This window comes from Acinetobacter sp. UBA1297, from assembly GCF_002307755.1.
Lineage (GTDB): Bacteria > Pseudomonadota > Gammaproteobacteria > Pseudomonadales > Moraxellaceae > Acinetobacter > Acinetobacter radioresistens.
This window is the reverse complement of record NZ_DBUF01000026.1, coordinates 197,468-222,097: the sequence shown is the minus strand read 5'-3', so window position 1 is coordinate 222,097 and position 24,630 is coordinate 197,468. Positions and strand designations below refer to the sequence as shown.

The 24,630-nt window shown below is 44.0% G+C and carries 23 protein-coding genes; 15 read left to right on the top strand and 8 right to left on the bottom strand.

Annotated elements, in window-relative coordinates; translation table 11 throughout:
* Positions 1 to 76: 76 nt before the first annotated feature.
* Positions 77 to 1,195, bottom strand: a complete 1,119-nt coding sequence (gene asd, locus B3R63_RS11480; RefSeq protein ID WP_017400707.1) for an aspartate-semialdehyde dehydrogenase — start codon at positions 1,193 to 1,195, stop codon at positions 77 to 79.
* Between the two features lie 181 nt (positions 1,196 to 1,376).
* Here asd and B3R63_RS11475 point away from each other — a divergent pair, with 181 nt between their 5' ends.
* Positions 1,377 to 2,516, top strand: coding sequence for an endonuclease/exonuclease/phosphatase family protein (locus B3R63_RS11475; RefSeq protein ID WP_034428679.1), 1,140 nt, complete (start codon positions 1,377 to 1,379; stop codon positions 2,514 to 2,516).
* Positions 2,517 to 2,871: 355 nt separating this feature from the next.
* On the opposite strand, the gene B3R63_RS11470 is transcribed toward B3R63_RS11475, so the two are convergent.
* Together B3R63_RS11470 and B3R63_RS11465 are read right to left on the bottom strand one after the other, a co-directional pair.
* On the bottom strand, positions 2,872 to 3,990 hold the full coding sequence (locus tag B3R63_RS11470) for a glycosyltransferase family 4 protein (RefSeq protein WP_286731213.1): 1,119 nt from the start codon (positions 3,988 to 3,990) through the stop codon (positions 2,872 to 2,874).
* 59 nt (positions 3,991 to 4,049) lie between these two features.
* Positions 4,050 to 4,985 carry a lauroyl acyltransferase gene (locus B3R63_RS11465; RefSeq protein ID WP_286731210.1) on the bottom strand — a complete coding sequence of 312 codons (936 nt, stop codon included), beginning with the start codon at positions 4,983 to 4,985 and terminating at the stop codon, positions 4,050 to 4,052.
* A gap of 179 nt (positions 4,986 to 5,164) precedes the next feature.
* Here B3R63_RS11465 and B3R63_RS11460 point away from each other — a divergent pair, with 179 nt between their 5' ends.
* Positions 5,165 to 5,725 carry an O-acetyl-ADP-ribose deacetylase gene (locus B3R63_RS11460; RefSeq protein ID WP_286731208.1) on the top strand — a complete coding sequence of 187 codons (561 nt, stop codon included), beginning with the start codon at positions 5,165 to 5,167 and terminating at the stop codon, positions 5,723 to 5,725.
* A 33-nt stretch (positions 5,726 to 5,758) separates the two neighbouring features.
* Here the strand turns inward: B3R63_RS11460 and B3R63_RS11455 are convergent, their stop codons facing one another.
* On the bottom strand, positions 5,759 to 7,654 hold the full coding sequence (locus B3R63_RS11455; RefSeq protein ID WP_286731206.1) for an ATP-binding cassette domain-containing protein: 1,896 nt from the start codon (positions 7,652 to 7,654) through the stop codon (positions 5,759 to 5,761).
* A gap of 34 nt (positions 7,655 to 7,688) precedes the next feature.
* Here B3R63_RS11455 and B3R63_RS11450 point away from each other — a divergent pair, with 34 nt between their 5' ends.
* The 11 genes from B3R63_RS11450 (at position 7,689) to B3R63_RS11400 (ending at position 18,756) form a co-directional block, all read left to right on the top strand.
* Positions 7,689 to 7,934 carry a SlyX family protein gene (locus tag B3R63_RS11450; protein WP_005016680.1) on the top strand — a complete coding sequence of 82 codons (246 nt, stop codon included), beginning with the start codon at positions 7,689 to 7,691 and terminating at the stop codon, positions 7,932 to 7,934.
* A 73-nt stretch (positions 7,935 to 8,007) separates the two neighbouring features.
* Positions 8,008 to 9,033: a hypothetical protein gene (locus tag B3R63_RS11445; protein ID WP_286731203.1), complete on the top strand. Its 1,026-nt coding sequence runs from the start codon at positions 8,008 to 8,010 to the stop codon at positions 9,031 to 9,033.
* Positions 9,034 to 9,327: 294 nt separating this feature from the next.
* Positions 9,328 to 9,777: an ammonium transporter gene (locus B3R63_RS11440; RefSeq protein ID WP_005016678.1), complete on the top strand. Its 450-nt coding sequence runs from the start codon at positions 9,328 to 9,330 to the stop codon at positions 9,775 to 9,777.
* 34 nt (positions 9,778 to 9,811) lie between these two features.
* On the top strand, positions 9,812 to 12,454 hold the full coding sequence (gene topA, locus B3R63_RS11435) for a type I DNA topoisomerase (protein WP_265768358.1): 2,643 nt from the start codon (positions 9,812 to 9,814) through the stop codon (positions 12,452 to 12,454).
* Positions 12,455 to 12,551: 97 nt separating this feature from the next.
* Positions 12,552 to 13,310: a hypothetical protein gene (locus B3R63_RS11430; RefSeq protein ID WP_286731200.1), complete on the top strand. Its 759-nt coding sequence runs from the start codon at positions 12,552 to 12,554 to the stop codon at positions 13,308 to 13,310.
* A gap of 122 nt (positions 13,311 to 13,432) precedes the next feature.
* Positions 13,433 to 14,002: an HdeD family acid-resistance protein gene (locus tag B3R63_RS11425; RefSeq protein ID WP_034682709.1), complete on the top strand. Its 570-nt coding sequence runs from the start codon at positions 13,433 to 13,435 to the stop codon at positions 14,000 to 14,002.
* Positions 14,003 to 14,071: 69 nt separating this feature from the next.
* Positions 14,072 to 15,226, top strand: coding sequence for a glycerate kinase (locus tag B3R63_RS11420; protein ID WP_286731198.1), 1,155 nt, complete (start codon positions 14,072 to 14,074; stop codon positions 15,224 to 15,226).
* Between the two features lie 60 nt (positions 15,227 to 15,286).
* The gene (locus tag B3R63_RS11415; RefSeq protein WP_286731196.1) at positions 15,287 to 17,266 is read left to right on the top strand and encodes an ATP-dependent helicase; all 1,980 of its coding nucleotides are present in this window, start codon (positions 15,287 to 15,289) and stop codon (positions 17,264 to 17,266) included.
* An 87-nt stretch (positions 17,267 to 17,353) separates the two neighbouring features.
* Positions 17,354 to 17,605: an RNA recognition motif domain-containing protein gene (locus tag B3R63_RS11410; protein ID WP_005016663.1), complete on the top strand. Its 252-nt coding sequence runs from the start codon at positions 17,354 to 17,356 to the stop codon at positions 17,603 to 17,605.
* A 262-nt stretch (positions 17,606 to 17,867) separates the two neighbouring features.
* Positions 17,868 to 18,371, top strand: a complete 504-nt coding sequence (locus B3R63_RS11405) for a DUF6586 family protein (protein WP_248087808.1) — start codon at positions 17,868 to 17,870, stop codon at positions 18,369 to 18,371.
* 106 nt (positions 18,372 to 18,477) lie between these two features.
* The gene (locus tag B3R63_RS11400; protein WP_005016657.1) at positions 18,478 to 18,756 is read left to right on the top strand and encodes a hypothetical protein; all 279 of its coding nucleotides are present in this window, start codon (positions 18,478 to 18,480) and stop codon (positions 18,754 to 18,756) included.
* Between the two features lie 69 nt (positions 18,757 to 18,825).
* Here the strand turns inward: B3R63_RS11400 and B3R63_RS11395 are convergent, their stop codons facing one another.
* The 4 genes from B3R63_RS11395 to B3R63_RS11380 form a co-directional block, all read right to left on the bottom strand.
* On the bottom strand, positions 18,826 to 20,544 hold the full coding sequence (locus B3R63_RS11395) for a cation:proton antiporter (RefSeq protein WP_005016649.1): 1,719 nt from the start codon (positions 20,542 to 20,544) through the stop codon (positions 18,826 to 18,828).
* Positions 20,545 to 20,700: 156 nt separating this feature from the next.
* The gene (gene rpmG / locus B3R63_RS11390) at positions 20,701 to 20,856 is read right to left on the bottom strand and encodes a 50S ribosomal protein L33 (RefSeq protein ID WP_001205031.1); all 156 of its coding nucleotides are present in this window, start codon (positions 20,854 to 20,856) and stop codon (positions 20,701 to 20,703) included.
* A gap of 12 nt (positions 20,857 to 20,868) precedes the next feature.
* Entirely contained in the window at positions 20,869 to 21,105 is a 237-nt protein-coding gene (gene rpmB / locus B3R63_RS11385; RefSeq protein ID WP_000048256.1) for a 50S ribosomal protein L28, read from the bottom strand.
* 163 nt (positions 21,106 to 21,268) lie between these two features.
* Complete coding sequence (locus B3R63_RS11380; RefSeq protein WP_005405777.1) at positions 21,269 to 22,717, bottom strand: coniferyl aldehyde dehydrogenase; 1,449 nt, start codon at positions 22,715 to 22,717, stop codon at positions 21,269 to 21,271.
* A 115-nt stretch (positions 22,718 to 22,832) separates the two neighbouring features.
* Here B3R63_RS11380 and B3R63_RS11375 point away from each other — a divergent pair, with 115 nt between their 5' ends.
* Both B3R63_RS11375 and purU read left to right on the top strand, forming a co-directional pair.
* Positions 22,833 to 23,519, top strand: coding sequence for a TetR/AcrR family transcriptional regulator (locus B3R63_RS11375; protein WP_005016645.1), 687 nt, complete (start codon positions 22,833 to 22,835; stop codon positions 23,517 to 23,519).
* 95 nt (positions 23,520 to 23,614) lie between these two features.
* Positions 23,615 to 24,481 carry a formyltetrahydrofolate deformylase gene (purU, locus tag B3R63_RS11370; protein ID WP_005404562.1) on the top strand — a complete coding sequence of 289 codons (867 nt, stop codon included), beginning with the start codon at positions 23,615 to 23,617 and terminating at the stop codon, positions 24,479 to 24,481.
* Positions 24,482 to 24,630 lie beyond the last annotated feature (149 nt).

The following is a 24,630-nucleotide window of genomic DNA, read 5'->3' as shown; positions in this document are numbered from 1 at the left end:
GGAAATTATTCAAACTACAATTACAAAAAACCGGCCATGGTCGACCGGTTCTATTTATTAAAATACTTAAAATTAATTAAACATTTTTATAGTCAATTAAAATGCGAAGCATACGCCGCAAAGGTTCGGCAGCTCCCCAAAGTAACTGGTCACCTACAGTAAAAGCACCTAAATATTCTTTACCCATATTCAGTTTACGCAGTCGACCTACTGGCACAGATAAAGTACCTGTAACTGCCACTGGAGTCAGATCAGTCATTGAGGCTTCACGGGTATTTGGCACCACCTTGGCCCACTCGTTTGAAGAACGGATCATATCTTCAATTTCATCAAGAGGTACATCTTTTCTGAGCTTGATGGTGAGAGCCTGAGAGTGACAACGCATTGCGCCAATACGTACACAGTGCCCGTCAATAGGTACTATCTGTGAATTTCCCAGAATTTTATTGGTTTCGGCCTGACCTTTCCATTCTTCTTTCGACTGACCATTTTCAAGCTGCTTGTCGATGTATGGAATTAGTGAACCGGCCAGTGGCACACCGAAGTTGGCTGAAGGGAAACCTTCACCACGTTGCAAGTCTGCAATCTTGCGGTCAATATCTAAAATAGCTGACTTGGGATCATCGAGCAGATCTTTACTATTATTATATAAATATCCCATGCCGGTGATCAGTTCACGCATATTCTGTGCACCTGCACCTGAAGCTGCCTGATAGGTCATGGCACTCATCCACTCCACCAGATTATGCTGGAACAGTGAACCTAGGCCCATCAGCATTAGGGAAACGGTACAGTTGCCACCTACAAATATTTTGGTGCCTTTAACCAGCGCATCCTTAATCACGTTGAGATTGACCGGGTCTAGGACAATAATGGCATCATCACTCATGCGCAGGGTCGAGGCCGCATCAATCCAGTAACCCTTCCAGCCTTCCGCTTTCAGTTTTGGAAAGACTTCAGAGGTATAGTCGCCACCCTGACAGGTAATAATGACATCCATCTGCTTCAGACTGCTAATGTCTGAAGCATCCATAAGTGCTGGGGCAGTTTTACCACCAAATACAGGTGCTTCACCACCTGCATTACTGGTAGAAAAATAGAATGGCTCAAAATGAGCAAAATCATTCTCTTCAACCATACGTTGCATAAGGACAGAACCAACCATCCCGCGCCAACCGACCAGACCTACTTTCATTGTCTCTTTGCCTCGGTGCGTTAAAAAATTAAAGGGGGTTTGAGTGTAACAAAAGTGTTTACAACTTCAAGCACTACATAAATAATATTGTGAATAATTTTATAACTGTGCTACATAGAGCAGATAGTAGAACGCTAACTTGTTTGATTTATTCAAAAAATTATAAATTATTGGTGTGAATATGATCTGGATAGAAATTATGGCCGGTATGGTGATCTGGCTCAGCTTCTGGTCCTTGATCCCCCGTGACGAATGGTGGATTCGTGGTGCAGATTTTCCACGGCTACAGTTATTATCAGCAGGTATGGTCATACTTGTTTTAATGCTGGTTTGGGAGGCGGACTGGACTATATGGCGTGAAATCTGGATTGTTGGCCTGATTGCAGCGATTGCCTATCAGCTAAAAATGGTTTTGCCTTATACATTTGTCTGGAAAAAACAGGTCAAAAAGGTCAAACCAGAACAGCTGGATCCCGAACGGCAGATTTCACTGATCGTTTCGAACGTTCTGACCCCTAATACTCAATATCACCTATTGATTGAGCAGATTCAAAAATATCAGCCAGACATAGTACTTACCTTGGAAACTGATCAGACCTGGCAAAATGAACTGTCGGGAATCGAAAAAGATTATCCCTTCCGGGTAGCTGTACCACTTGATAATTTATATGGCATGCATCTATACAGCCGTTTAAAGCTTGAAGATACTGAAGTCAAATTTATTTTAAGTGATGAAATTCCTTCCATCCATACCACTGTACGTTTACGTTCAGGACAACCGGTACAGCTATTCTGTCTACATCCCAAACCGCCAAGTCCAACTGAGGCCAAAGATTCAACCTTGCGTGATGCTGAACTGCTGATTGTGGGTGATCAGATTAAAGACATGGACAAGAGCTGTATTGTAATGGGCGACCTAAATGATGTGGCCTGGTCACGTACAACACGCCTGTTTCAGCGTATTAGCGGTTTACTGGACCCGCGGGTAGGCCGACATTTTGTAAATACCTTTCATGCCAATTATCCTTTATTTCGCTGGTCGTTAGACCATGTTTTTCATAGTACTGATTTTGCTTTGGTTGATATGCAGCGGCTAAGTCATGTCGGCTCTGACCACTTTCCAGTTTATATTGTTTTACAAAGTGGCCGCGTTTTTGAGCAGTCACAGCAAGAACTGGAGCAGAGTGCAGCCGATGAGCAGGAAGCGCAAGAAGCCATCGAACAGGGAGTTGCCAAAGCTGAACAGGAAGAAAAAACTTTAACAGATGAAATTGTAGAGCCTTATAAAGAACAAGTACCTACACCTACTTTCAAGCCATAGAAAAGTGTACGAAATTGCTTACATCGATTTAGGCACCAAACGGCTAGCAGCAACACAAAGTATAGCTTACTCTAAGTCTATCAGCACAAGGAACTGGGAATGGAAAATCCCTTAAGGATAGTTAAATGCTGATGGTATACATCAAGGATAAGATGTTGGTAGGGAAAACCACTCTATAAGAATAAAGTAAGTTGAAAGCACAACCTCATGTACCCGAGTTTTGCAGGAAGCAGAACTCGGGTTTATGTTTTAGAGTATAGCTTGAAATCGAGTTTAAGCCATTTGAAAGTTAAGCAACCGTATTAAAAATCTACTGGATAGATTAAATCCTATTAATCTTTTAATTTACAGTATTTCAATATTGCTGCTCTTTAGAATTGATCACCTGCTGATATAAATCCAGTGTCTGCTGATACATATCACTCAGGCTAAACAGGGTGACAGGTGCAACCTGCTGTGGCTGTTCAATATGCTGTCTAATGGTGCCAAGTAAAGTATTCATATCTTCGGAGGGAATTAGTCCCTGCGGATAAAGTTTTGCCAGAATTTCAGCCACACCCCCGCGATTCCAGCCAATAACTGGTGTTCCAACTGATAAAGCTTCTAAAGCAGTACGACCAAAAGTTTCTGCCTGAGTTGAAAGTGACAACACTACATCTGAGAAAGCCAGCCATTCGCGGATATCGGAACGGTGGCCGACAAACGTAATATCATCGCCCAGTCCCTTGTTTTGAATAGTGTTAGCCAGCTCTTCTAAATAGGCCTGTTTTTTCGGGTCGGCGCCGCCTACAACGACAGCGTGTAATTGTGGATAAAAGGGTTTAAGCGCAGCCATCACTTCAATGAGTACTTCATGACCTTTCAAGCGGGTAATCCGTCCGGGCAGACAGAGCAGAAATTTATGCTCAAGTTGAGGATAATCTACAAAAACCTGATGAATCCACTGCGCTGATGGCTGATAGCCATGTGGAAAAGCTTTGGGATCGATACCCCGGTAAATCCGTACAATATCTTGAGGCGGGCAGTTTTTATAATGTTCAGTAATGTACTGCACCACGCTGTCGGAAACTGCGATGACTTTCTCTGCCTGAGTCATGATCGCACTATAACGGTTAACTGAATAAAATCCGTGTACAGTACTGATCAGATGTGGACGTTGTGAAGCGGGTATGCCGCGTAGGGCAAAATGTGTCAGCCAAGCCGGTACGCGCGAGCGTACATGAACAATATCAGGTTGATACTGCATGATTAATCTTCGAAGTGGACGAATCTGCCATAAACTGGACAATGATTTCTTGTGAACAGGCAAGGTTAAGTGAGTAGAACCCTCGGCTTCTAACTGGGCTACCAGACGGCCACCATTGGACACGACCAGAGATTGATGACCTTGGCTGACCAGTGCCCGTGCAATTTCAAGTGTCCCGCGCTCTACACCGCCACTATTGAGCTCTGGAAGCAGTTGCATCACTTTCATATTTATTCTCTTGTTAAATAGGGGGCTCATTGCACTGTTGAATTACTATTTTCAATAGCTCAATAAATTTTGTCATAGCCTTCTGGACGGTTTTTAAAACGGCGATGAAACCACATGTACTGTGTAGGCGCAATCCGTAGCTGTTGCGCAATGATAGAATTTACCCGGGTTGCATCAGCTACTTCGTCTTCACCTGGAAATTGCTCAAGTGCGGGCTCAAGCAAGATACGATACTTGGGATCCTTAATATCACCATAACGATAAAAATATAAGGGGATGGCAACTGCCCTGGAAATTTTCAATAAGCGCCGATGGGCAGTCACTGTAGCGGCAGGCACTCCGAAAAAAGGCGCCATTACGCCTTGTTTTAATCCAAAATCCTGATCCGGACTATACCAGATCGCACGGCCATTTTTCAGGTGCCGAATGAGGCCGCGCATGTCATCATGATCAATCTGATGGGTATAGATGGTTGCCCGGCAGCGGTAAATCAGCATATCTAAAAGCGGATTATTTTGAGGGCGGTACACCACATCTGGACTGAAATATTGAGAGCAGATATAACCGCCAGCATCTAGCAAGGTGCTATGGGTACCAAGCAGTAACACACCTTGCTGTCGGGCTTGTGCCTGGTTTAAGTATTCAAGTCCTTCAATACTCACCCGGCCATTAAACCAGGTAGGGCTATACCAGGCATTCAAGGTTTCAAAAACCCCCAGCATCATGTCAATAAATACCTCACGAGCCTGCTGCTGAACTTGTTCCTCTGTCCACTCTGGAAAGCATACTTCAAGATTACGGACAGTAGTTTTTCGACGTGATTTCAGCCGTTCAAATGCTACATTGCCCAGAAATTTTGCCATACGGTGCTGGACTGCCCAAGGTAGTATTGCCAGTAACATCAGAAAGACAATCGCAAGCCAAATGCCCCAATACTGTGGTAACAAAAAAGACCACTGAAATTCACCTGGCGTATAGTGCTGCTTCTTGCTCATAAATCCTGACAATACTGTGCCTCAAAAGTGCCGACAGTTTAGCATGAACTGTTTTTGAAAAGAAAAACCGCTGTCCGTTACCTGAAACACTTAATTGGTAGCACTTCTTATCTGGTTACATACGTGTTTTACCGCTAAATATGAAAGAACAAAAATTCAAATAAAGAAGGAGACAGTACATGAAACAGTTTCGTCTGATTCATGGAGATATTACCGGAATTAGAATTGATGCCATAGTAAATGCAGCCAATAGTACCCTGCTGGGAGGTCATGGTGTAGATGGTGCCATTCATCAGGCTGGTGGGGCTGATATAATTGAAGAGTGCAGACAGATCAGGGCACGCCAAGGAAGCTGCACAGTCGGTGAAGCTGTAATGACCACCGGTGGCCGCTTGCCAGCCCAGTATGTGATTCATACTGTCGGGCCAATATGGGAAGAGGGAAAGGCAAATGAGCGTACACTACTCTCGCAGGCTTACCAAAACAGTTTTGCATTGGCTGAACAGCATTATCTGACTGGCATTGCCTATCCTAACATCTCAACAGGTGTATATCACTTTCCTAAGGTGGAAGCAGCTGCCATAGCTATTGATACTCTGATTCCACTATTAAAAAACTCGGAAACAGTACAGGAAGTTGCACTGGTATGTTTTGATCTGGAGAATTTTGAACTGTATGAAGAATTATTAAAGCAGCGGCTCCTGGAACAGCTGGGACTCAAATTGAGAATTGAAGCCTGAACCTGTATCTGGTAACAAGTTCAGGCTATTTGTTTAGCCGTTTTGCGACATTGCTTCAAGCTCAGTCCAGCGGTCCAGTTTTTCAAGCAAGAGCTCTTCAATTTCTGACAAACGCTGTGAAGCCTGTGTTGCTGCATCTGCATCTGTTACAAACCAGGAACCATCTGCCAGTTTTTCATTTAATTGAGCCTGTTCCGCTTCAAGCTGCTCAATTTCGACAGGGAGCTGTTCCAGTTCCCGCTGATCCTTGTAGCTCAGCTTTGCCTTTTTAGGCATGGTTACGGTCTCTGCTTTTGCTTGAGCTTTTTTTACATCCGCTTTCTGGTCTACTACTTTCTGGTCTGGCCGCTGCATCAGATAATCCTGATAGCCACCCACATATTCTTCAATGTGGCCTTTGCCATCAAAGACCCAAGTCGATGTTACGACATTATCCATAAAGGCACGGTCATGGCTGATCAGAAGCAGCGTACCTTTATATTCAGCCAGCATTTCCTCAAGCAGCTCCAATGTAACCATATCGAGGTCATTGGTTGGCTCGTCCATGACAATCAGGTTAGACGGTTTAAGCAGTAATTTAGCCAGCAATACGCGGTTCCGCTCTCCTCCTGATAGTGCTTTAACTGGTGTGCGCGCACGCTCTGGTGAAAACAGGAAGTCCTGTAAGTAACTGTAAATATGACGGCGCTGGCCATTTACATCGACGAAATCTGAGCCTTCGGATACATTCTCTGAAACTGATTTCTCCAGATCAAGCTGGTTACGTAGCTGATCGAAGTAAGCCACTTCTAGCTGGGTACCGACCTTGACTGTACCTTGATGTGGAATATCACCGAGTATTGCTTTGATCAGGGTGGTTTTGCCCACACCGTTGTCGCCGACCAGACCAATACGGTCGCCACGCAGTACAATCGCCGAGAAATCCTTGATTAACACCTGGTCATCATAAGAAACACTGAGATGCTCAATATCAAATACCAGTTTGCCAGACCGTTGAGCTTCCTGTACCCCCATATTGACTTTGCCCTGTTGGAAGCGGCGTGCCTTGGATTCTTCACGTAAAGTCTTTAATGCGCGGACACGGCCTTCGTTACGGGTACGTCTGGCTTTAATACCCTGACGAATCCAGGCTTCTTCTTCAGCCAGTTTTTTCTCGAACAGGGCATTTTGTTTTTCTTCTGCTTCAAGCTGTTGGGCTTTCAGGTCCAGATAACGTGAATAATTTCCTTCAAAGCTGCGTAGGGTACCACGGTCAAGTTCGACAATACGGGTAGCCAGCCGGTCAACAAAAGAACGGTCATGTGAAATAAACAGTAAGGTCAGATTATTCTGATCCATAAGAAATTTTTCTAGCCATTCAATACTCTCGACATCCAGATGGTTGGTCGGTTCGTCAAGCAGCAGTACATCCGGCTGGGTAAGCAGTGCACGGGCCAAAAGAACCCGGCGCTTACGTCCACCTGACAGATCAGCCAGATCAGCATCCGGATCTAATCCCATCTTGCTAAGAATATTATTGACCTTGTTTTCTAATGCCCAGCCATCAAGCTGATCCATTTTATGCTGTAGCAGGCCCATACGGTCACAGGCTTCCATATCACCAAGTACGCAGGCATCACTGGCTTCATGATAATCCTTGAGTACCTGGGCAGCTTCGCCTGCTCCGTCGGCTACAATGTCAGCAACCTTGCCCGAATCCATCGGTACATCTTGAGCCAGCATTGAAATTGTTACGCCATTTTGTATTGAAACTTCACCACGGTCAGGTAGCAGGCTTCCCTCGATCAGCTTAAGTAAAGTAGACTTACCTTCACCGTTACGGCCAATCAAACATACCCGTTCGCCACGTTCTAATGTAAAGTTCGCGCCATCGAGTAGGGCGGGTCCACCAAATGCAAGCTGGACATCCCTTAAAGTAATATAGGCCATAGTGTTTCCTGAAAAAATCCGTGAGGAGTATTAAATGACTAAACAAACATACCATAATAATCAGGCGACATTTTCCGCACCCATTGAAGATTTGCAAGTAAGAATTGCATTTCTGGATGATTTAGTTGAACAGCTCAATGAACAGGTCACCCGACAGAGTGTCGAGATTACCCATCTGAAGCAGCAAATGCAGCTACTTTATCAGCGTGTTGAAGCTGCTGATCTTTCAGAAGGGATTGCCCCGTTTGATCCTTCTACCAATATTCCTCCACACTATTAATCTGAAATTCATTTGACCTTGAACTGAAATACAGCTGTAATGCAGCGCGCTGTGTTACAACTGCTGAAATACCATGAATAAAGTCATACTCTTTGATCTTGAAAAAAATAAGCCGGCTGCCAGTCTGCTGCGTGAACTGCTTCAGCACTATTCAACTCTGTATCTGTTCAACTGCCAGAAACAGTTTGAATATGCACTGGTTGACCTGACAGAGCTGGCTGACTGGATTCAGTCAGGCCGGATTGTGGTACTGGAAACTGCAGAAGCAGATTTTAAAGAGTTTGAATATGCGTTAGTCGTGGGGCAGTGTCTGGCTCTTCTGGAAGCTGATGTGCATGTTGATGTTATTTCAGCAATGCCAGAAAGTGAGTTACTGGTGCAGCTGCTGGGCGCTTCGGCAGTCAGTTGCAGCCTGATAAAAATGGAAGCTTCTGTAAAACAGAAGTCAAGAACCGTAATTTACAGGTTGCCGAGCAGAGAAGCCTTTCAAAAAAAGCCTCAGCTGCAGCTCGTTAAAAAATATTGTGATCTGTTAGGGAAAATGCCGGGTAAACCAGCAACTATACAGGGCTTAAAACATTCAATTATCAGTAGTTTGAATATATTCTCTGAAACAGCACAGCAGCTGGTGGGACTATTGATCAATCTGAAAATTGTCAGGTTACAGGATGGACACGTGTCATATCGCAAAAGAATACTGGCACACTGGCTGAACTTAAAGCTTGAAGAGTATATGCGGGCAGAAGTGCACACGATGCCTTTACCTTCACAGCCTTCTGTTGAAACTTTTGATATCCACACTACTGAAATTTCAACAAATTCATCTGCATCACTCGAAGCTGCTTTAAAACAGCAGCGCCATACGGAAGACGTGTATTCAGAATTTGCCCGTATTGATCCGCTGCAATGGCAGATTATACGTCAGCTGGATCAGGCGGGACATAAAAAACCTGACAATATCTATGCCTTGCGTGATTTGTTAAAAAGCATTTTTCCAGAGGAAAATATCCAGCTGCTACTGAAGGAAATGCTTGAAAAAGGCTATATTTATTGGGATGGATATAGAATGCATTATAGTCCGGAAATTCTACTGCATTAATACCTTGAATGTTAAAACTTTTGGGCTAGAACTAAGTTTAAATCAGTATTGAAACAATAGATTTAGATGAAGAGAAGGCATTTTAAACTGTTAGGCCGCCTAAAACAGAAGCTAATTTGAACAGCTGGAAATCTGGTACTAAATGCTTTTTATATTGAAAAACACAAATTTATACAGAAATCATATGTTTTCTTCATTTATAGTCCCGAACAGCTCCAGCATTAATTTATTCAGTAAACTTGCGTTTTATATTGGCCTTGTGCAACTCTAATAAAGGAATAAAAAGGTTGAACTATGGAAAACGTTGGAATTTGGGTCGCAATCGTCATTATTGTTTTTGTGTTTGGATCTATTGTCGGGTTAAGAGTTAGCCCGCGAGAAAAAGCACTCGGCCTGATGCGAGAAAAAGCCCGTAAGATTGGCCTGCATCCGCGACTGGTTGCAGCCCCTGCCTGGACTAAAATTCCGATGGCTACAGAAAACCGTGCCAGTATGGTGGCTTATTACAGCATCCTGATTCCAGATGCCCGTCTGCCTTTAATGCGGGCGCGTGTTGTTGACCAGAAACTTAAAGTCATCGAGGGAGATCAAAGCTTGGATGATTCTCCCATTGCATTAAAAGGGATTTATGCTATTGATATGCAGGCAAACTGTGTTGGAATTTACTGGGATGAAGAAACTGATCTCAGGGCTACACAGTTAGAAGATATCAAAGCTTATCTGCATGCTTTGGCTGCTCACTAATCTCTTAATTTATCTACAGGAATAACAGTTAATTATGGCGAATGCTCCTCGATCCACATCCAAAAGCACCTCAGCAAGTTCGTCAAGTGCTGCCAACAAGCGTGCCTTAGTGATTGTGGAGTCGCCTGCAAAAGCGAAAACCATCAACAAGTATCTGGGTTCGCAGTACATTGTTAAATCTTCTGTTGGTCATGTGCGTGACCTGCCTACCGGTGGTTCAGCCAAAAATACCGACAAGAAACCAGCTGCCCGGACCAAACTGACCGAAGCCGACAAGGCTAAAAAGGCCCAGCAGGCTCTGATCAACCGTATGGGGGTTGACCCTGAACACGGCTGGGAAGCGCATTATGAAGTGCTACCAGGTAAAGAAAATGTAGTTTCTGAGTTAAAGAAGCTGGCATCACAAGTTGATGAAATCTATCTCGCAACGGATTTGGACCGAGAAGGTGAGGCAATTGCCTGGCACTTGAAAGAAGTAATTGGTGGTGATGACTCGCGCTACCAGCGTGTAGTGTTTAATGAGATTACTAAAAATGCCATTCAGGAAGCATTTAAGCAGCCCGGTCGCCTGGATACCAATAAGGTTCATGCCCAGCAGGCACGCCGCTTCCTCGACCGTGTTGTAGGTTTCATGATCTCGCCTTTGCTATGGGAAAAAATTGCCCGTGGCCTGTCGGCGGGCCGGGTACAGTCTGTTGCAGTCAAACTGGTGGTTGAGCGTGAACGGGAGATCCGTGCCTTTATTCCTGAAGAATACTGGCAGGTATTTGCTGATACCCTGTCTAAAAAAGACCAGATTCGTCTGGAAGCCGTGAAACAGGCGGGTAAAACCTTAAAACTAAAAAATAAGGCCCAGACTGATACGCTGCTTGAAGTACTGCAAAAGTCCGAGTTTACCGTAGCGCAGCGTGAAGACAGACCGACCAAGGTTAATCCGAGTGCGCCTTATATTACCTCTACCCTGCAACAAGCAGCGAGCACACGTCTCGGATTTTCAGTCAAGAAAACCATGATGTTGGCCCAGCGCTTATATGAAGGCGGCTTCATTACTTATATGCGTACGGACTCAACCTTCCTGAGTGATGACGCGATTAAAATGGTACGTCACCATATTGAAAGTGAATATGGTGATAAATATTTACCGGCAAAACCGAACCGCTATGGCAGTAAAGCCGGGGCACAAGAAGCTCATGAAGCAATACGTCCATCGAGTGTAGAGCTTAAAGGTGACCAGCTTGCAGGTGTAGAGCGTGATGCCCAGCGTCTATATGACCTGATCTGGCGTCAGTTTGTAGCCTGCCAGATGACACCAGCCGAATATTTATCATCTACTCTTACGGTCACGGCTTCTGATGTCGAGTTGAAAGCCAAAGGCCGAATTCTGGTTTTTGATGGCTTTACTAAAATTCGTGGTGCAAACAAATCTGATGATGATGTACTGCTTCCTGCTGTAAAAGTGGGTGAAGTGCTTAAACTGGAGAAACTTGACCCTAGTCAGCATTTCACCAAACCACCTGCCCGTTTTACTGAGGCTTCTCTGGTAAAAGAACTGGAAAAACGCGGAATTGGCCGTCCTTCGACTTATGCTGCGATTATTTCAACAATTCAGGATCGTGGTTATGTCAAACTGGAAAACCGCCGTCTGTATGCAGAAAAAATGGGTGAGATTGTTACTGATCGCTTAGATGAAAGTTTCAATAACCTGATGAACTATGCTTTTACTGCTGACCTTGAAGGACAGCTAGATAAAGTCGCGACAGGCGAACGCAACTGGAAGGAACTACTGGACAGTTTCTATGGTGACTTTAAGCAGCGGCTGAATAATGCACAGGGTGATCAGGGGATGCGTCGTAATCAGCCGGTTGAAGTGCCTGACGTACATTGTCCGGAATGTGACCGTCCGATGCAGATCCGCACCGGAACCACCGGTGTATTCTTGGGCTGCTCAGGTTATAACCTTCCCCCTAAAGAACGCTGTAAGGGTACATTGAATCTTGTACCAGTTGAGTCATTGGCCGCACTATCTGATGATGATGGTGCAGAAACAGCCGATTTGATGTCGAAAAAACGCTGTCTGATCTGTGGAACTGCCATGGACAGCTATGTGATCGATGGTGGTCGTAAACTGCACATCTGTGGCAATAATCCGGATTGTGACGGTTATGAAGTTGAAGAAGGTGAGTTCAAGATTAAGGGTTATGATGGCCCAACAATTCCATGTGATAAATGTGATGGTGAAATGCAGCTTAAGACTGGACGTTTCGGTCCATACTTTGCCTGCAATAACTGTGACAACACCCGTAAAGTTTTGAAAAACGGGCAGCCTGCGCCACCGCGTGTTGATCCGATCAAGATGGAGCATCTGCGCTCCACCAAGCATGATGACTATTTTGTCCTACGCGATGGGGCAGCCGGTCTGTTCTTGGCAGCCAGTAAGTTTCCAAAAATCCGTGAAACCCGGGCACCTAAAGTTGCCGAGCTGCGTACAGTAGCCGGACAGCTGGATCCAAAATATCAGTTCCTATTACAGGCACCTGATACTGACCCTGAAGGTAACCCGACAGTGGTAAAATTCAGCCGTAAAAACCAACAGCAGTATATCGGCTCTGAAACACCAGAAGGTAAACAGACCAAATGGAGTTTAGTCTTCCAAAATGGTAAATGGACCGAAGCCTGATATTTAACTAAAAAGATGCCGGTTTCGACTGGCATTTTTTATGACTAAACAAAAGAAAATAATAGAATCTCTAAGAAATTGATGGGGAAGCACAGCAGTGTGGAAAAGTATTCGGATTGTAGTTTTATTGGTGATCTTGCTGGTGGTCGCCATAAATGCTTGGCGTGACCAGAACCAGAACTGGGACCGCCCGGTGACTGTTTTATTACATCCTATTAATGCTGACCAGCGTAGTTCAACACAACAGTATATTGATCAGCTCACAATCGATCAGTTTAAAGATATACAGAAGTATCTCAGCAGTGCTGCCGCTCCGTACCGGATACAACCAGTTTATTTTTATTTTCAGTTGGGCCGGCCTCTACAACAGCTTCCACCTAAAGTTCCTGAACAGGCAGGTTTAATCGATGTCATATTGTGGAGTTTAAAATTCCGCTTTTATGCCTGGAAAAATTCGATGAGGCAAGAAGGCTCCCCCAGTGTAACGCTTTATTTGAACTTCTATGATCCTCAATTTAACCGGATACTAAAACATTCTACAGCACTTGAAAAAGGGCGAATCGGCTCAGTCAATCTGTTTGCTTCGAGTAAGCAGGCACAACAAAATCAGATTGTGCTGGTGCATGAGTTGCTCCATGCATTTGGAGCATCCGATAAATATGATCTCAATACTGGTTTACCTTTATATCCGCAAGGTTATGCTGATCCTCATCTTCAACCTTTATATCCGCAAAAGCGTGCCGAGATTATGACTGGTCATATTCCGCTTTCAGCCGATAAAAGCAGAATGGCAGAAAACCTCCAGCAAACGATGGTTAGTCGACAAACAGCTATAGAAATTGGCTGGCTAAAATAAACTGGGGATAAAAACCAACTTATCCACAAGGCATGAAACCGGTATAAAAACTATTTATACAGACAACCGATGACTTGTTACTTACAGTAGTTAAAGACTTAATAACTAGAAGAGTAATGAAAATGAAAACTGTAGGCAATGATCTCATCCGGCATCAATTACATGAAAATCGTAAATGGTATTTAGGTATTGGTATCCTTCTGGTGCTATTCGGAATATTACTATTAGCCTCCTTGCCTTTCGCAACGTTGTCCGTAGTATTTTTATTCGGTATCTTGATGATGATAGGCGGTATCTTGCACTTTGTTGCTGCCTTTAAAATTTTTAGAGGCGGTTCACGCTGGCTGTGGGCACTGTTTGGAATTCTTTATCTGGTAGCCGGTTACTATGCTTTTAGTACACCAGTTAAAACAGCAATTGTCCTGACCAATATTTTGGCTATTTTTCTGATCATTGCCGGCGTAATTCGAAGCGTAAATGCTTTTATGTTAAAACCTTTAATAGGCTGGGGCTGGATCCTGCTTTCCGGGCTGCTGACTCTAGCTACAGGTATTATCATTTTGATGTCGCCCGATGCGCCGTTTTGGGTGTTAGGCTTGTTTCTGGCTGTCGATATCCTTTTTCAGGGAGTGAACTATTTAACACTGGCAGCTGCGATTAAGCGTATTCCAAAAAGTTCGGCAGATGTTTAAAACAAGAAAGAGGCATAAGCCTCTTTCTGTTCATTGAAATTTTAAATTTATCCATAAAAAGAAAAGCTTATGGCACCCACCTTTGTACTTGCTCCTGATTCTTTTAAAGAAAGTATGACTGCACTACAAGCCTGTCATGCCATGCAAAACGGACTCAGTAAAATATTTCCTGAAGCTGTGTTTATAAAAGTTCCTATGGCAGATGGCGGAGAGGGTACAGTAGATACCCTGATTGCCACTGCTCAGGGACAGCAAGTTAAATGTCAGGTCACGGGTCCTCTACCTGCCCAAAAAGTTGAAAGCTATTTTGGTCTTATCGATGCTGGCCAGACTGCTGTGATTGAAATGGCTAAAGCCAATGGTATTCATCTGCTTACTCCGGCAGAACGTAACCCGCTTTTAACCACAACCTATGGTACTGGTGAGATGATTCGTCTGGCACTGGACTTAGGGGTATCCAGAATTATTATTGGGCTCGGTGGGAGTGTTACTAATGATGCCGGAGCAGGTATGGCGCAGGCACTAGGTGTACATTTTTATGATAATAATGGCCATGAAGTATCTTTAGGGGGTAGGGAACTTGATCGGGTAAAAACAATCGACTGGTCTCGACTGGATCCACGCTTGAAGACTACAGAAATTATTATTGCCAGTGATGTCAATAACCCGTTAACTGGAGCGCAGGGAGCTTCTTATATTTTTGGTCCGCAAAAGGGCGCTACGCCTGATATGGTTTTACAACTAGATCATAACCTTAGCCATTTTGCAGATATTGTAGAACAGCAGTTAAACCTGAGAAAACGCGAAGTGCCTGGCGCAGGTGCGGCAGGGGGGGTTGGATTTGGCTTGTTAGTTTTTACGGGTGCCCGGATTCAGTCAGGTGTTGAACTGGTTATACAGGAAACCCAGCTGGAAAAATATATTGCCCGGGCTGACTATATTTTTACTGGTGAAGGGAGGCTGGATGAACAGTCCTGTTTTGGTAAAACTCCGGTGGGAGTCGCTCGTCTGGCTCGACAGTATGGTAAACCTGTAATTGCCTGTGCGGGGAGTATTGGCCCACAAGCTGACACTCTATATAAAGAGGGCTTTACTGCAATTTTCGGAATTCTGGACCAGTGCAGCGATATTATGGCAGCTTGCCAAAATGGAGCCATTAATTTGGAGCGTACTTGCGAAAATATCGGTCGTATTTTAAAACTGGCTGAAAAGCAGGGTAGATGAGCCTGCCTTTCTATATTGGCTCTGCTAAACTGGTGCTTCAAGTGCGGATGAACAGATAGCATGAGTTTAAGTACCCTGATTGATGAGTTAAATCTGAAACAGAAACAGGCGGCCACCACCACTGCCCAGAATTGTCTGGTCCTGGCGGGTGCCGGGTGTGGCAAAACCAAAACAATTGTAGCCCGGGCTGCTTACTTGATTGATCAGGGTATACCCGCTGACCAGATTCAGATCTTGACCTTTACCCGTCGTGCTGCGAGTGAAATTGTCACTCGGGTAGAGCAGCACCTCGGAGCAAAAGCCAGAGGTCTGCGTGCCTCAACATTCCATACCTTTTGTATGTACCTGCTGCGCCGTAATTCTCAGGCATTTGGACTGGGCCAGTTCAGTATTATTGACCGTGATGACCAGATACTGATGTTTCGGCTGTTACGTGGCAAAGATAAAGAGAGTGTATTGCCCAAGGCAGCACAGCTTTGTGACATTTATTCATATGCCCGTAATACCCGGAACAAACTGAGTGAAGCAATTGCACAACAATGGCCAGATGCTTTGGAACATAAGGCACAGATCGCTGAACTCATGCAAGCTTATGAACAGCGAAAGCGTGAGCGTAATTTTCTGGACTATGATGATATTCTGGCAATTGTAGCGGTGCATTTACAACATTCAGAAGCACTGGTTAACTGGGTAACCCGATTGTGTTCAGTTCTGCTGGTTGATGAAATGCAGGATACTAATCCGCTGCAATGGGCTTTACTACAGCCCTTGGTGGGTAAAATCAAACTATTCTGTGTGGGTGATGACGCGCAGTCGATTTATGGCTTTCGGGGGGCTGATTTTGAGAATATCCATCATTTTAAAGAACATGTGCCTGATGCCGAGGTATTAAATCTGGATTTTAATTACCGTTCTACTCAGGAGATTCTGGATTTATCTAACTGGCTGCTTGATAAAAGTCCACTTCATTACGATAAACATCTGATTGCCGCTCGAGGCCGCGGAATAAAACCACAATTGCACCTGTTCAGTAATGAATTTGAAGAGGCTAACTGGATCGCTCAAGATCTGATCAAGCGTCAATACACAGGTGCCCAGTGGTATGAGCATATGATTCTGGTACGTTCTTCTTTCACTGCACGGCATTTGGAAGCGGCGTTAATTAATGCCAATATCCCCTATAAATTTGTGGGTGGGGTAAAACTGCTTGAATCTGCGCATGTAAAAGATATGCTGAGCATGCTGCGGGTGGTAGCTAATCCACAAGATGATATTGCCTGGATGCGTTTTCTGACGCTCTGGAATGGTGTAGGAGATGTAGGTGCCAGCAAGCTCGCTCATGAACTGATTCAGTTGTCTGATATTGATATGCGTTGTGAGCGGCTGGAACAGCATGGCCGGGTGGCACTTAAAGCAATACTGATGATGAAACAGCTAGATGTTTTACAACATGAAGTCGAGGTTTGTATCAGTCTCGCTGTAGAAGCACTCTCTGAACAGCTAGAAGATAATTATAAAAACAAAGAATGGTCCAGACGTCTGAAAGACTTTGATCTGGTCAAGCAATTAGCCCGTAAACATAACAGCCTGGCCGGTTTTCTTGAAGAATATGTACTGGAGCCTATTTCGGTGTCAGAAGTGGAGCGTAGCACTGATCAGGATCTGGTTACCCTGATTACTATCCATTCTGCCAAGGGAGCAGAGCAAAAAGTCTGTTACGTTCCTCATGTTTCACCAAGTCAGTATCCACATGCTCGTGCACAGGGTGATTTTGACCAGGTAGAAGAAGAGCGCCGTGTTCTGTATGTAGCATTGACCCGGGCGCAGGATGAGCTGATTCTGACCAAGCAGGAATTCAGTAGATGGGCACAAGATAAATATGATGAACAGGGCCGTATCATTGAAAGTTATTTTTTAAATGACTTGCCTGAATCACTGGTGGATGTGCAGATCCATCAGCCGTCATCGCGCAGTTTTGTACAAAAACGCTGGAATAATTCAGCTGCAATAAATTTAGGTTTTGGTATAGATCTCGATTAAACTAGTCAGATTGTGCTAATGCACTCGAAAAGTAGAGTAGGCATATACTTTTTGATGTTACATACCTGCCGCTGGAAAAGGTAATTTATGAAAATTTTAGTACGCAACCTGGAACGTACCGTCACTGAAGCTGAACTGCTAGAGCTGTTTAAGGCCTATGGTACGGTTGACTCCTGCCAGCTAGTACTTGATGCACAAACTGGCAAGTCTAAAGGCTTTGCCTTTGTTGAGATGCCACATGGGCGTGAAGCTGTAAAAGCAATCAAGGGTCTCAATACCTTGCGACTGCATGGTCATGGTATTCGCGTAAAAGCTGCGGAAGACAAGCCTAAGGCTTAAATAAAGATGGAGCAGATAATGCTCCTTTTTTATACTTGGAATAATTAGAGTAAATCTGATATGCCCTATATTGTGGAAGAACACTCTCTGGCTGAGATGGATCGCGATCAATAAAATATTACTATAGAACAATGTAGTCATATCACTCAAAAGAAAAAATCTATCTAGGTTATGTCACTCATCCATAATTCTTATTGTGAATCCCGGCTAATTCTGTTTATCTTAATCATTTAAGTAAAAACAAAATTTAGGAAGACTTTTCATGTCCCGTGTTGCCCGCTTTCATGCTGACCGTACTAACCAGAAACTCTATTTCGCACGTCTGGCTTGCCAGCAGGTAGAGCAGATTGAGCATGTACAGCAGGCACAGGCTTATCGTGAAGCTGCTGTGTTTCATCTGCATGGTTCATTACTGGCATTTTTACAGGAACTGGCCCGTTATTACCGCTTAAATGATTCACAGCCTACCTTAAAGTCAATTGAGGAACAAATGGCAGATAAAGGACAGGTTTCGCCTGAAGTGGTCGTTATGCAGCAACTGGCCAAACATGGCTTTATTGCCGAGCTTAAACGGGCTTATCGCTTATGCCAGTATGCACCTGAACCGAATGCTCCTGTACCTGAAGAAGAAACCTCATCCAATCTGATTATTAAAGTCACCCAAGGCCCACAAAGCTGGTTGCCAGATGTTAAAATTCTGCGGGAATGGCACCGTGAACTGACCCAGCTGATTGATGGTTTTCGTAATGAAATGGTTGAGTTCTAAAACGGTCTATTGGATAGACTTGAAATTTGATTGACCCGCTCTTATATAAATATTTCGAGATGCAAAGTATCAATGCTTTGCCACCATGTCGGAGCATGGAGGAGTTATGTCTATACAACAGTTGAAAAAATTATTTGGTAATCAGGAAGCAGTATTGGAACTGGTACAGCTCGAAGGTGGTGAATTGGCATTGCGCAATGCAGGTTCAGAAAAAGAACCCTTGGTTAAAATCCAGTTTAATGATGAAGTTAAAGCCTTGCTTGGTGATGAAACTGCTGTAGTAGCACAGCATATGATACAGGCCGCATTATTTGGTTTGCTTGAAAAACAGGTTAATCAGTGGCAGGCTCAAGTTATTGATGAAAAACCAAAATACCTGAGCTAGTAAGCACTGGAAACTTAGAATTTATACTAAAAAAGCGTACATCAAAGTACGCTTTTTTAAACATTTTAACTAGTGTGTCGGGGCTGTATGGTGTGCAATTTCGATTTGGTTCAAGATATGATTACTCATATTTTTAGCCATTTCTTCTTTAGCAAAGAATACCTCGCCAATATTTTCTGCCCGGATAACTTCAGCCTCTTCCTTACTTTCTGCACAGATCAGTACCTGAATCTGTGGATTTAGCTGTTTAGCAATATCGATAATACGATGCACATTTACAATGTCCATGGGCGACAATACTAACAGTCGTGCATGCATAATATGGGCCTGTATCAATACACCAGGCTCAGTCGCCACGCCACTGACCGCAGCAATACCCCGCTCACGTAATTTCTCTACTATTTCGCGGTTTTCTTCAGCAATAACAACTTTGATATTCTCTTGCATTAAAGTGCGAGTGATGCGACGGCCAACTTCCCCATGCCCAACAATTACAACCTGATCGCGCAGATAATCCTGAGATACTTCATCCGGTAGCATCGCAAGCGGGTCACCGCTACGCTCCAGTAGCCGGGCTAAATGAGATCGTTCACGAATCCAGCGCTGTGCTGGTTCAATGGCAGAGAAAATAAATGAGTTCAGGCTAATCGAAATGAGGGCCCCTGCCAAGATCAGATTCTGTCCTTCGAGGCTAAGCAGACCTAAAGATAAGCCTAATGTGGCCAGGATAAAAGAGAATTCACCAATTTGTGCCAGTGAGGCGCCAACAGTCAGGGCTGTATTGATCGGATAACGGAAGAACAGGACCAGTGCCATCGCTGCCAGTGTCTTGCCGATCATAATAATGGCGACTACACCTAAAATGTGAACAGGTTCTTCGACTAGAATCCGAGGGTCGAATAACATGCCAACTGAAACGAAAAACAGTACCGAAAAAATTTCACGCAGTGGTAAGGTTTCCTCTTCAGCGCGATGGCTAAAATCTGATTCCTTGACTACCATACCGGCAAAGAAAGCTCCCAGTGCCATCGATACGCCGAAAACCGCATATGAGCCATAAGCAATTGAAACTGCCGCAGCAACCACAGTTAAAGTAAAAAGTTCACGAGAACCCAGACGTGCGACAAACTGCATAATCATTGGGACCAGGCGTTTTCCAATAATCAGCATAAAAGCAATAAAACCGGTCACTTTAAGTAAAGTCAGACCTAAAGTAAGCCAGATATTTTCATCGCCACTACCATCAGATAGTGGCGTTCCGCCTAAAAGCACTGCAGTAGCAGGAAGCAGCACCAATACCAGTACCATAACCAAGTCTTCAACCAGTAGCCAGCCTACAGCAATTTTGCCGTTGACTGATTCGAGCAGGCCACGGTCGCCCAGTGCTTTAAGTAAAACGACTGTACTGGCACAGGAAAGACTTAAACCAAAGACCAGAGCTGAGCCGAAACTCCAGCCCCATAACATGCTAATACCGATTCCCAGCAGTGTTGCTACTGTAATCTGTAAAATTGCGCCTGGCACAGCAATTCGTCTAACCTGAAGCAGGTCATTAAGCGAGAAATGCATGCCCACGCCAAACATTAGAAACATTACACCAAGTTCGGCTAACTGGTTGGCCAGTTGAATATCACCCACCATACCTGGGGTGTTGGGGCTAATAATGATGCCGGCAATAAGATAGCCAATCAGGGGAGGAAGGCGTAGACGGGCAGCAATATAGCCAAAGATCAGAGCAATACCAAAACCGACTGCCAGTAAAATAATGAGATCTACGTCATGAGGCACTACCTACTCCTTAAAGATGGAGGTGAAAAGAAAATAATAAAAATAAAGCACGAAAGATGCCAAAATCTATTGATATAAAAAGTGTAGCAAGTCAAGCAAAAAAAATGCAAAAAAAAACGACCTCTAGGGAGATCGTTTCTTGGCGCTTCATCAAGATTACTTGATTTTAGCTTCTTTGAAAATCACGTGTTGACGGATTTTTGGGTCAAACTTTTTGATTTCCATTTTTTCAGGCATTGTACGTTTGTTTTTAGTCGTGGTATAGAAATAACCAGTACCAGCAGACGAAACTAGGCGAATTTTGTCACGCATTGCAATGACTCCTTAGATCTTTTGGCCTTGAGCACGAAGATCAGCTACAACCTTTTCAATGCCCAATTTGTCGATAATACGCATACCTTTAGTGGTTAGACGAAGACGTACAAAACGCTTTTCGCTTTCTAACCAGAAACGGTGGTGGTGCAGGTTCGGCTCGAACCGGCGCTTGGTTTTGTTGTTGGCGTGTGAGACGTTGTTACCAACGACTGGACGCTTGCCGGTAACTTGGCAAACCTTAGACATGGTGGAACTCCATTGATTTAGCCAGCAGCAAATGTGTGGCCAGTCATAAAATAAACGGATGAATTCATTCAAGGGGCGTTTTATACCAAAAATCCGATTAAAAGACAAGCGAATTCGGTTAAAACACAGCATGATCTGGTGTGATAGATCATGCCTTGATCATTTAACGCAACAGTGTTTTTGAAATCAATTTGTAGAGCGGCTTGTTAAATGGTGGCAGAATAAATTTTAAGCTATAGAGCTTGGAATTTGACATCATTGAACGTTCATGCGACAAACTGAAGAAGCCTTCCGGTCCATGATATTTACCCATACCGGAGGCCCCGATCCCACCAAAAGGCAGGTCATCCTGAGCAACGTGAGTTAATACGGTATTCATACCAAAATGTCCGGAATGCGTACGCTGTGCAATATAATCAGCGCGTGCTGAATCATAGTCAAAATAGTATAATGCAAGTGGGCGTGGACGTTGATTAATAAACTCAATCACTTCATCAATCTGATCATATTCCATGATGGGTAGTACGGGCCCAAAAATTTCATTCTGCATGATTTGCATAAAACTGGTGACCCCAGTCACTAGGGTTGGTGCAATTTTATAGACATCTTCCAGCAGTTCATTTTTTGGATTAATTTCCACAATCTGCGCACCCTGTTCACGCGCATCATCTAAATAACTCTGTACCCGGCGGTATTGCTTGTCATTTACGATGGAGGTGTAATCTTGATTATCACGTAAATGAGGATACATAGTCGTGGCAATCGTACGGAACTCTGCTATAAACTCCTCTGTCTTACCTTTGGGTAGAAACATGTAGTCTGGTGCAACACAGGTCTGTCCGGCATTCCAGAGTTTGCCCACAGCGATCCGCTGTGCCAGATCTTTCATATTCATGGAAGGGTGTACTACCACTGGCGACTTGCCGCCCAGTTCTAAAATGACTGGCACCAAATTTTCAGCTGCTGCTGCCATTACAGTTTTACCTACTGCGGTTGAGCCAGTAAAAATAATCTTGTCAAAAGGCAGATGGCTAAAGGCATCTGAAATAGGGCCGCCTCCATTGACTACTGCGACCAGATCTTGCGGAAAAGCTTCTGCCAGAGCTCGTTCCAGAATCTGGCCAAAATTTGAAGACGCGCTGGAAATCTTGATCATGGCATGGTTGCCTGCTGCCAATGCACAGATTAATGGGCCTATGGATAAAAGTAAGGGATAGTTCCAAGGTGCAATAATGCCGATCACGCCCATAGGCTGATATTGTACCCATGCCTTGGCAGGCTGATGAATCATGGCAACATGACGTTTAGATGGTTTCATCCACTGGCTTAAATGCTTGCTATAATATTTAATATGTTCAAGACAGGTCAGCAGCTCGCCAATTTTAGTTTCACCAATTGAACGGTTGTAATAATCATGATTGATTGCGTCTGCAAACTGGTCCTGATATTTTACCAGTACGCGTCTTAAACGGGACAGGCGGTCAATACGTTCTTTGGCCGAAGGTACCTGATGACGCTGATACGCCAATCTCTGATGTTCAAGCAAGTCTTGCATATGCTGAATATCAGGTGAATGTGGAGTCATTTGAGTTGTTTTTGTTTGACTATTCATGACACGCTACCATTAAATAAAATCTAATATTTAATTTTTTAGAGTAAATGCTCTAAATAGTCAAGTCACTTTATGTGTTAGTCCACTAACTTTTTGAAATAGATGGTTATTAAGAATGTCCCACTCCAAGACCGTGAAAACTAAAGACCGGATTTTGCAGATCAGTTTGCAACTCTTTAATGAGCGTGGAGAGCGTTCTGTAACCACCAACCATATTGCAGCCGAATTGGGAATCAGTCCAGGTAACCTGTATTACCATTTTCGCAACAAGCAGGAAATTATTAAGGAACTGATGGAACAATACCAGAAAGAGACACTCGACATGCTGTCTCTGCCAGATGACCGTCAGTTGAATGCCAATGACAAGATTCGTTATTTTCAGGTTCTTAGCAGCCAGTTATGGGAATACCGCTTTTTGCATCGGGATGTTTATCATCTGGTCGAAAACAATGATGACTTTAGAAAGATGTATCCACGCTTTGCCGGCCAGGTCATGCAGCAGGGCCAGAGAATTTATCAGGCTTTTGTCGATGCAGGGCTAATGAAAATGACTGCTTCAGAAATTGAGGCACTCATTATTAACCTGTGGATTGTGTTGACCAACTGGACCAATTTCCTGTATATGTCTGGCCACATCAGTGACAGCAACCATCTTGAAGAAAAATGGGTATGGCAGGCGCTGCGCCAGATGGTCTTTCTGGAAGGGCCATACCTCATGGGAGAAAGTCGTGAGACTTATGAGCGTCTGCTTGAAACCTTCGGCTCTTCAGAACTGTTTGCCAGCCTGTCTTCAGCAAAATAGCATACAGCTTTTTTCATAACTATTCTGCCCGCCGTAAAAACGCGCTAGAATATGCGGCTTGTTTTTAATTTGACTTATAAGCGATATCAACCGACATGAACATGACCACTGCCAATACAGCACGACTCCTGATTACTTGTGAAGACAAGCCGGGCATTGTGCAGGCTGTATCGAGCTTTTTGTATCATCAGGGAGCAAATATTACCGCACTTGATCAATATGCAACTGAAGCGCAGGGCGGTCGATATTTCATGCGTGTTGAATTTGAACTTGAACATTTGCAGACCCGTAAGGAAACACTGATCCAGACCTTTGCTGTGAATGTAGCCCAGCGTTATGACATGCACTGGCGTCTGGCTTTTGTCAGTGATGTGAAAAAAGTGGGTATCTTAGTCTCTAAAGTCGACCATGCCTTGCTCGAGCTGCTATGGCGTCATGCCCGCGGAGCTCTGCCATGTGAAATTACCAAGGTGGTATCTAATCATGAGACTCTGCGTTCAGCAGTAGAGAACTTTGGTATTCCATTTGAAGTAGTGCCCGTCAATAAAGAAAACAAGCGTGAAGCTTATGCCAAGATTGATGAGTTGATGCAGGGCAATGATCTGTTGGTACTGGCACGTTATATGCAGATTCTGGACGAAGAGTTTGTCAGCAAATGGGAGATGAAAATTATTAATATTCATCACTCGTTCCTGCCAGCATTTGTAGGAGCTAATCCATATCAGCAAGCTTATGACAAAGGTGTAAAACTGATTGGGGCTACAGCACATTATGTCACTGCTGATCTGGATCAGGGGCCGATAATTGAGCAGGATGTAGAACGGGTGAGCCATGACTTTACAGTAGAGCAGTTGCGTGAGCTTGGTCAGGATGTAGAGCGCCACGTACTGGCGCGAGCAGTGAGATGGCACCTTGAAGACCGTATTATTGTAGATGGCAACAAGACCGTTGTTTTTCAGTAAAACTAATTAAAGTCTGAATAAAAAAAGGCATATCTAGGGATATGCCTTTTTTTATTGCTGAATTAGAAAGTTGGTTAAAATAAATTAAATAACGGTTGCAAATGAAAACACTTCTCATTTATTATTGCGATACTTTCATTGTGCTAACC

Bases quoted from the DNA above. Each gene is read 5' to 3' on its own strand.
- asd (WP_017400707.1), bottom strand. From the start codon at position 1,195: ATGAAAGTAGGTCTGGTCGGTTGGCGCGGGATGGTTGGTTCTGTCCTT.
- B3R63_RS11475 (WP_034428679.1), top strand. From the start codon at position 1,377: ATGATCTGGATAGAAATTATGGCCGGTATGGTGATCTGGCTCAGCTTC.
- B3R63_RS11470 (WP_286731213.1), bottom strand. From the start codon at position 3,990: ATGAAAGTGATGCAACTGCTTCCAGAGCTCAATAGTGGCGGTGTAGAG.
- B3R63_RS11465 (WP_286731210.1), bottom strand. From the start codon at position 4,985: ATGAGCAAGAAGCAGCACTATACGCCAGGTGAATTTCAGTGGTCTTTT.
- B3R63_RS11460 (WP_286731208.1), top strand. From the start codon at position 5,165: ATGAAACAGTTTCGTCTGATTCATGGAGATATTACCGGAATTAGAATT.
- B3R63_RS11455 (WP_286731206.1), bottom strand. From the start codon at position 7,654: ATGGCCTATATTACTTTAAGGGATGTCCAGCTTGCATTTGGTGGACCC.
- B3R63_RS11450 (WP_005016680.1), top strand. From the start codon at position 7,689: ATGACTAAACAAACATACCATAATAATCAGGCGACATTTTCCGCACCC.
- B3R63_RS11445 (WP_286731203.1), top strand. From the start codon at position 8,008: ATGAATAAAGTCATACTCTTTGATCTTGAAAAAAATAAGCCGGCTGCC.
- B3R63_RS11440 (WP_005016678.1), top strand. From the start codon at position 9,328: ATGGAAAACGTTGGAATTTGGGTCGCAATCGTCATTATTGTTTTTGTG.
- topA (WP_265768358.1), top strand. From the start codon at position 9,812: ATGGCGAATGCTCCTCGATCCACATCCAAAAGCACCTCAGCAAGTTCG.
- B3R63_RS11425 (WP_034682709.1), top strand. From the start codon at position 13,433: ATGAAAACTGTAGGCAATGATCTCATCCGGCATCAATTACATGAAAAT.
- B3R63_RS11420 (WP_286731198.1), top strand. From the start codon at position 14,072: ATGGCACCCACCTTTGTACTTGCTCCTGATTCTTTTAAAGAAAGTATG.
- B3R63_RS11415 (WP_286731196.1), top strand. From the start codon at position 15,287: ATGAGTTTAAGTACCCTGATTGATGAGTTAAATCTGAAACAGAAACAG.
- B3R63_RS11410 (WP_005016663.1), top strand. From the start codon at position 17,354: ATGAAAATTTTAGTACGCAACCTGGAACGTACCGTCACTGAAGCTGAA.
- B3R63_RS11405 (WP_248087808.1), top strand. From the start codon at position 17,868: ATGTCCCGTGTTGCCCGCTTTCATGCTGACCGTACTAACCAGAAACTC.
- B3R63_RS11400 (WP_005016657.1), top strand. From the start codon at position 18,478: ATGTCTATACAACAGTTGAAAAAATTATTTGGTAATCAGGAAGCAGTA.
- rpmG (WP_001205031.1), bottom strand. From the start codon at position 20,856: ATGCGTGACAAAATTCGCCTAGTTTCGTCTGCTGGTACTGGTTATTTC.
- rpmB (WP_000048256.1), bottom strand. From the start codon at position 21,105: ATGTCTAAGGTTTGCCAAGTTACCGGCAAGCGTCCAGTCGTTGGTAAC.
- B3R63_RS11380 (WP_005405777.1), bottom strand. From the start codon at position 22,717: ATGAATAGTCAAACAAAAACAACTCAAATGACTCCACATTCACCTGAT.
- B3R63_RS11375 (WP_005016645.1), top strand. From the start codon at position 22,833: ATGTCCCACTCCAAGACCGTGAAAACTAAAGACCGGATTTTGCAGATC.
- purU (WP_005404562.1), top strand. From the start codon at position 23,615: ATGAACATGACCACTGCCAATACAGCACGACTCCTGATTACTTGTGAA.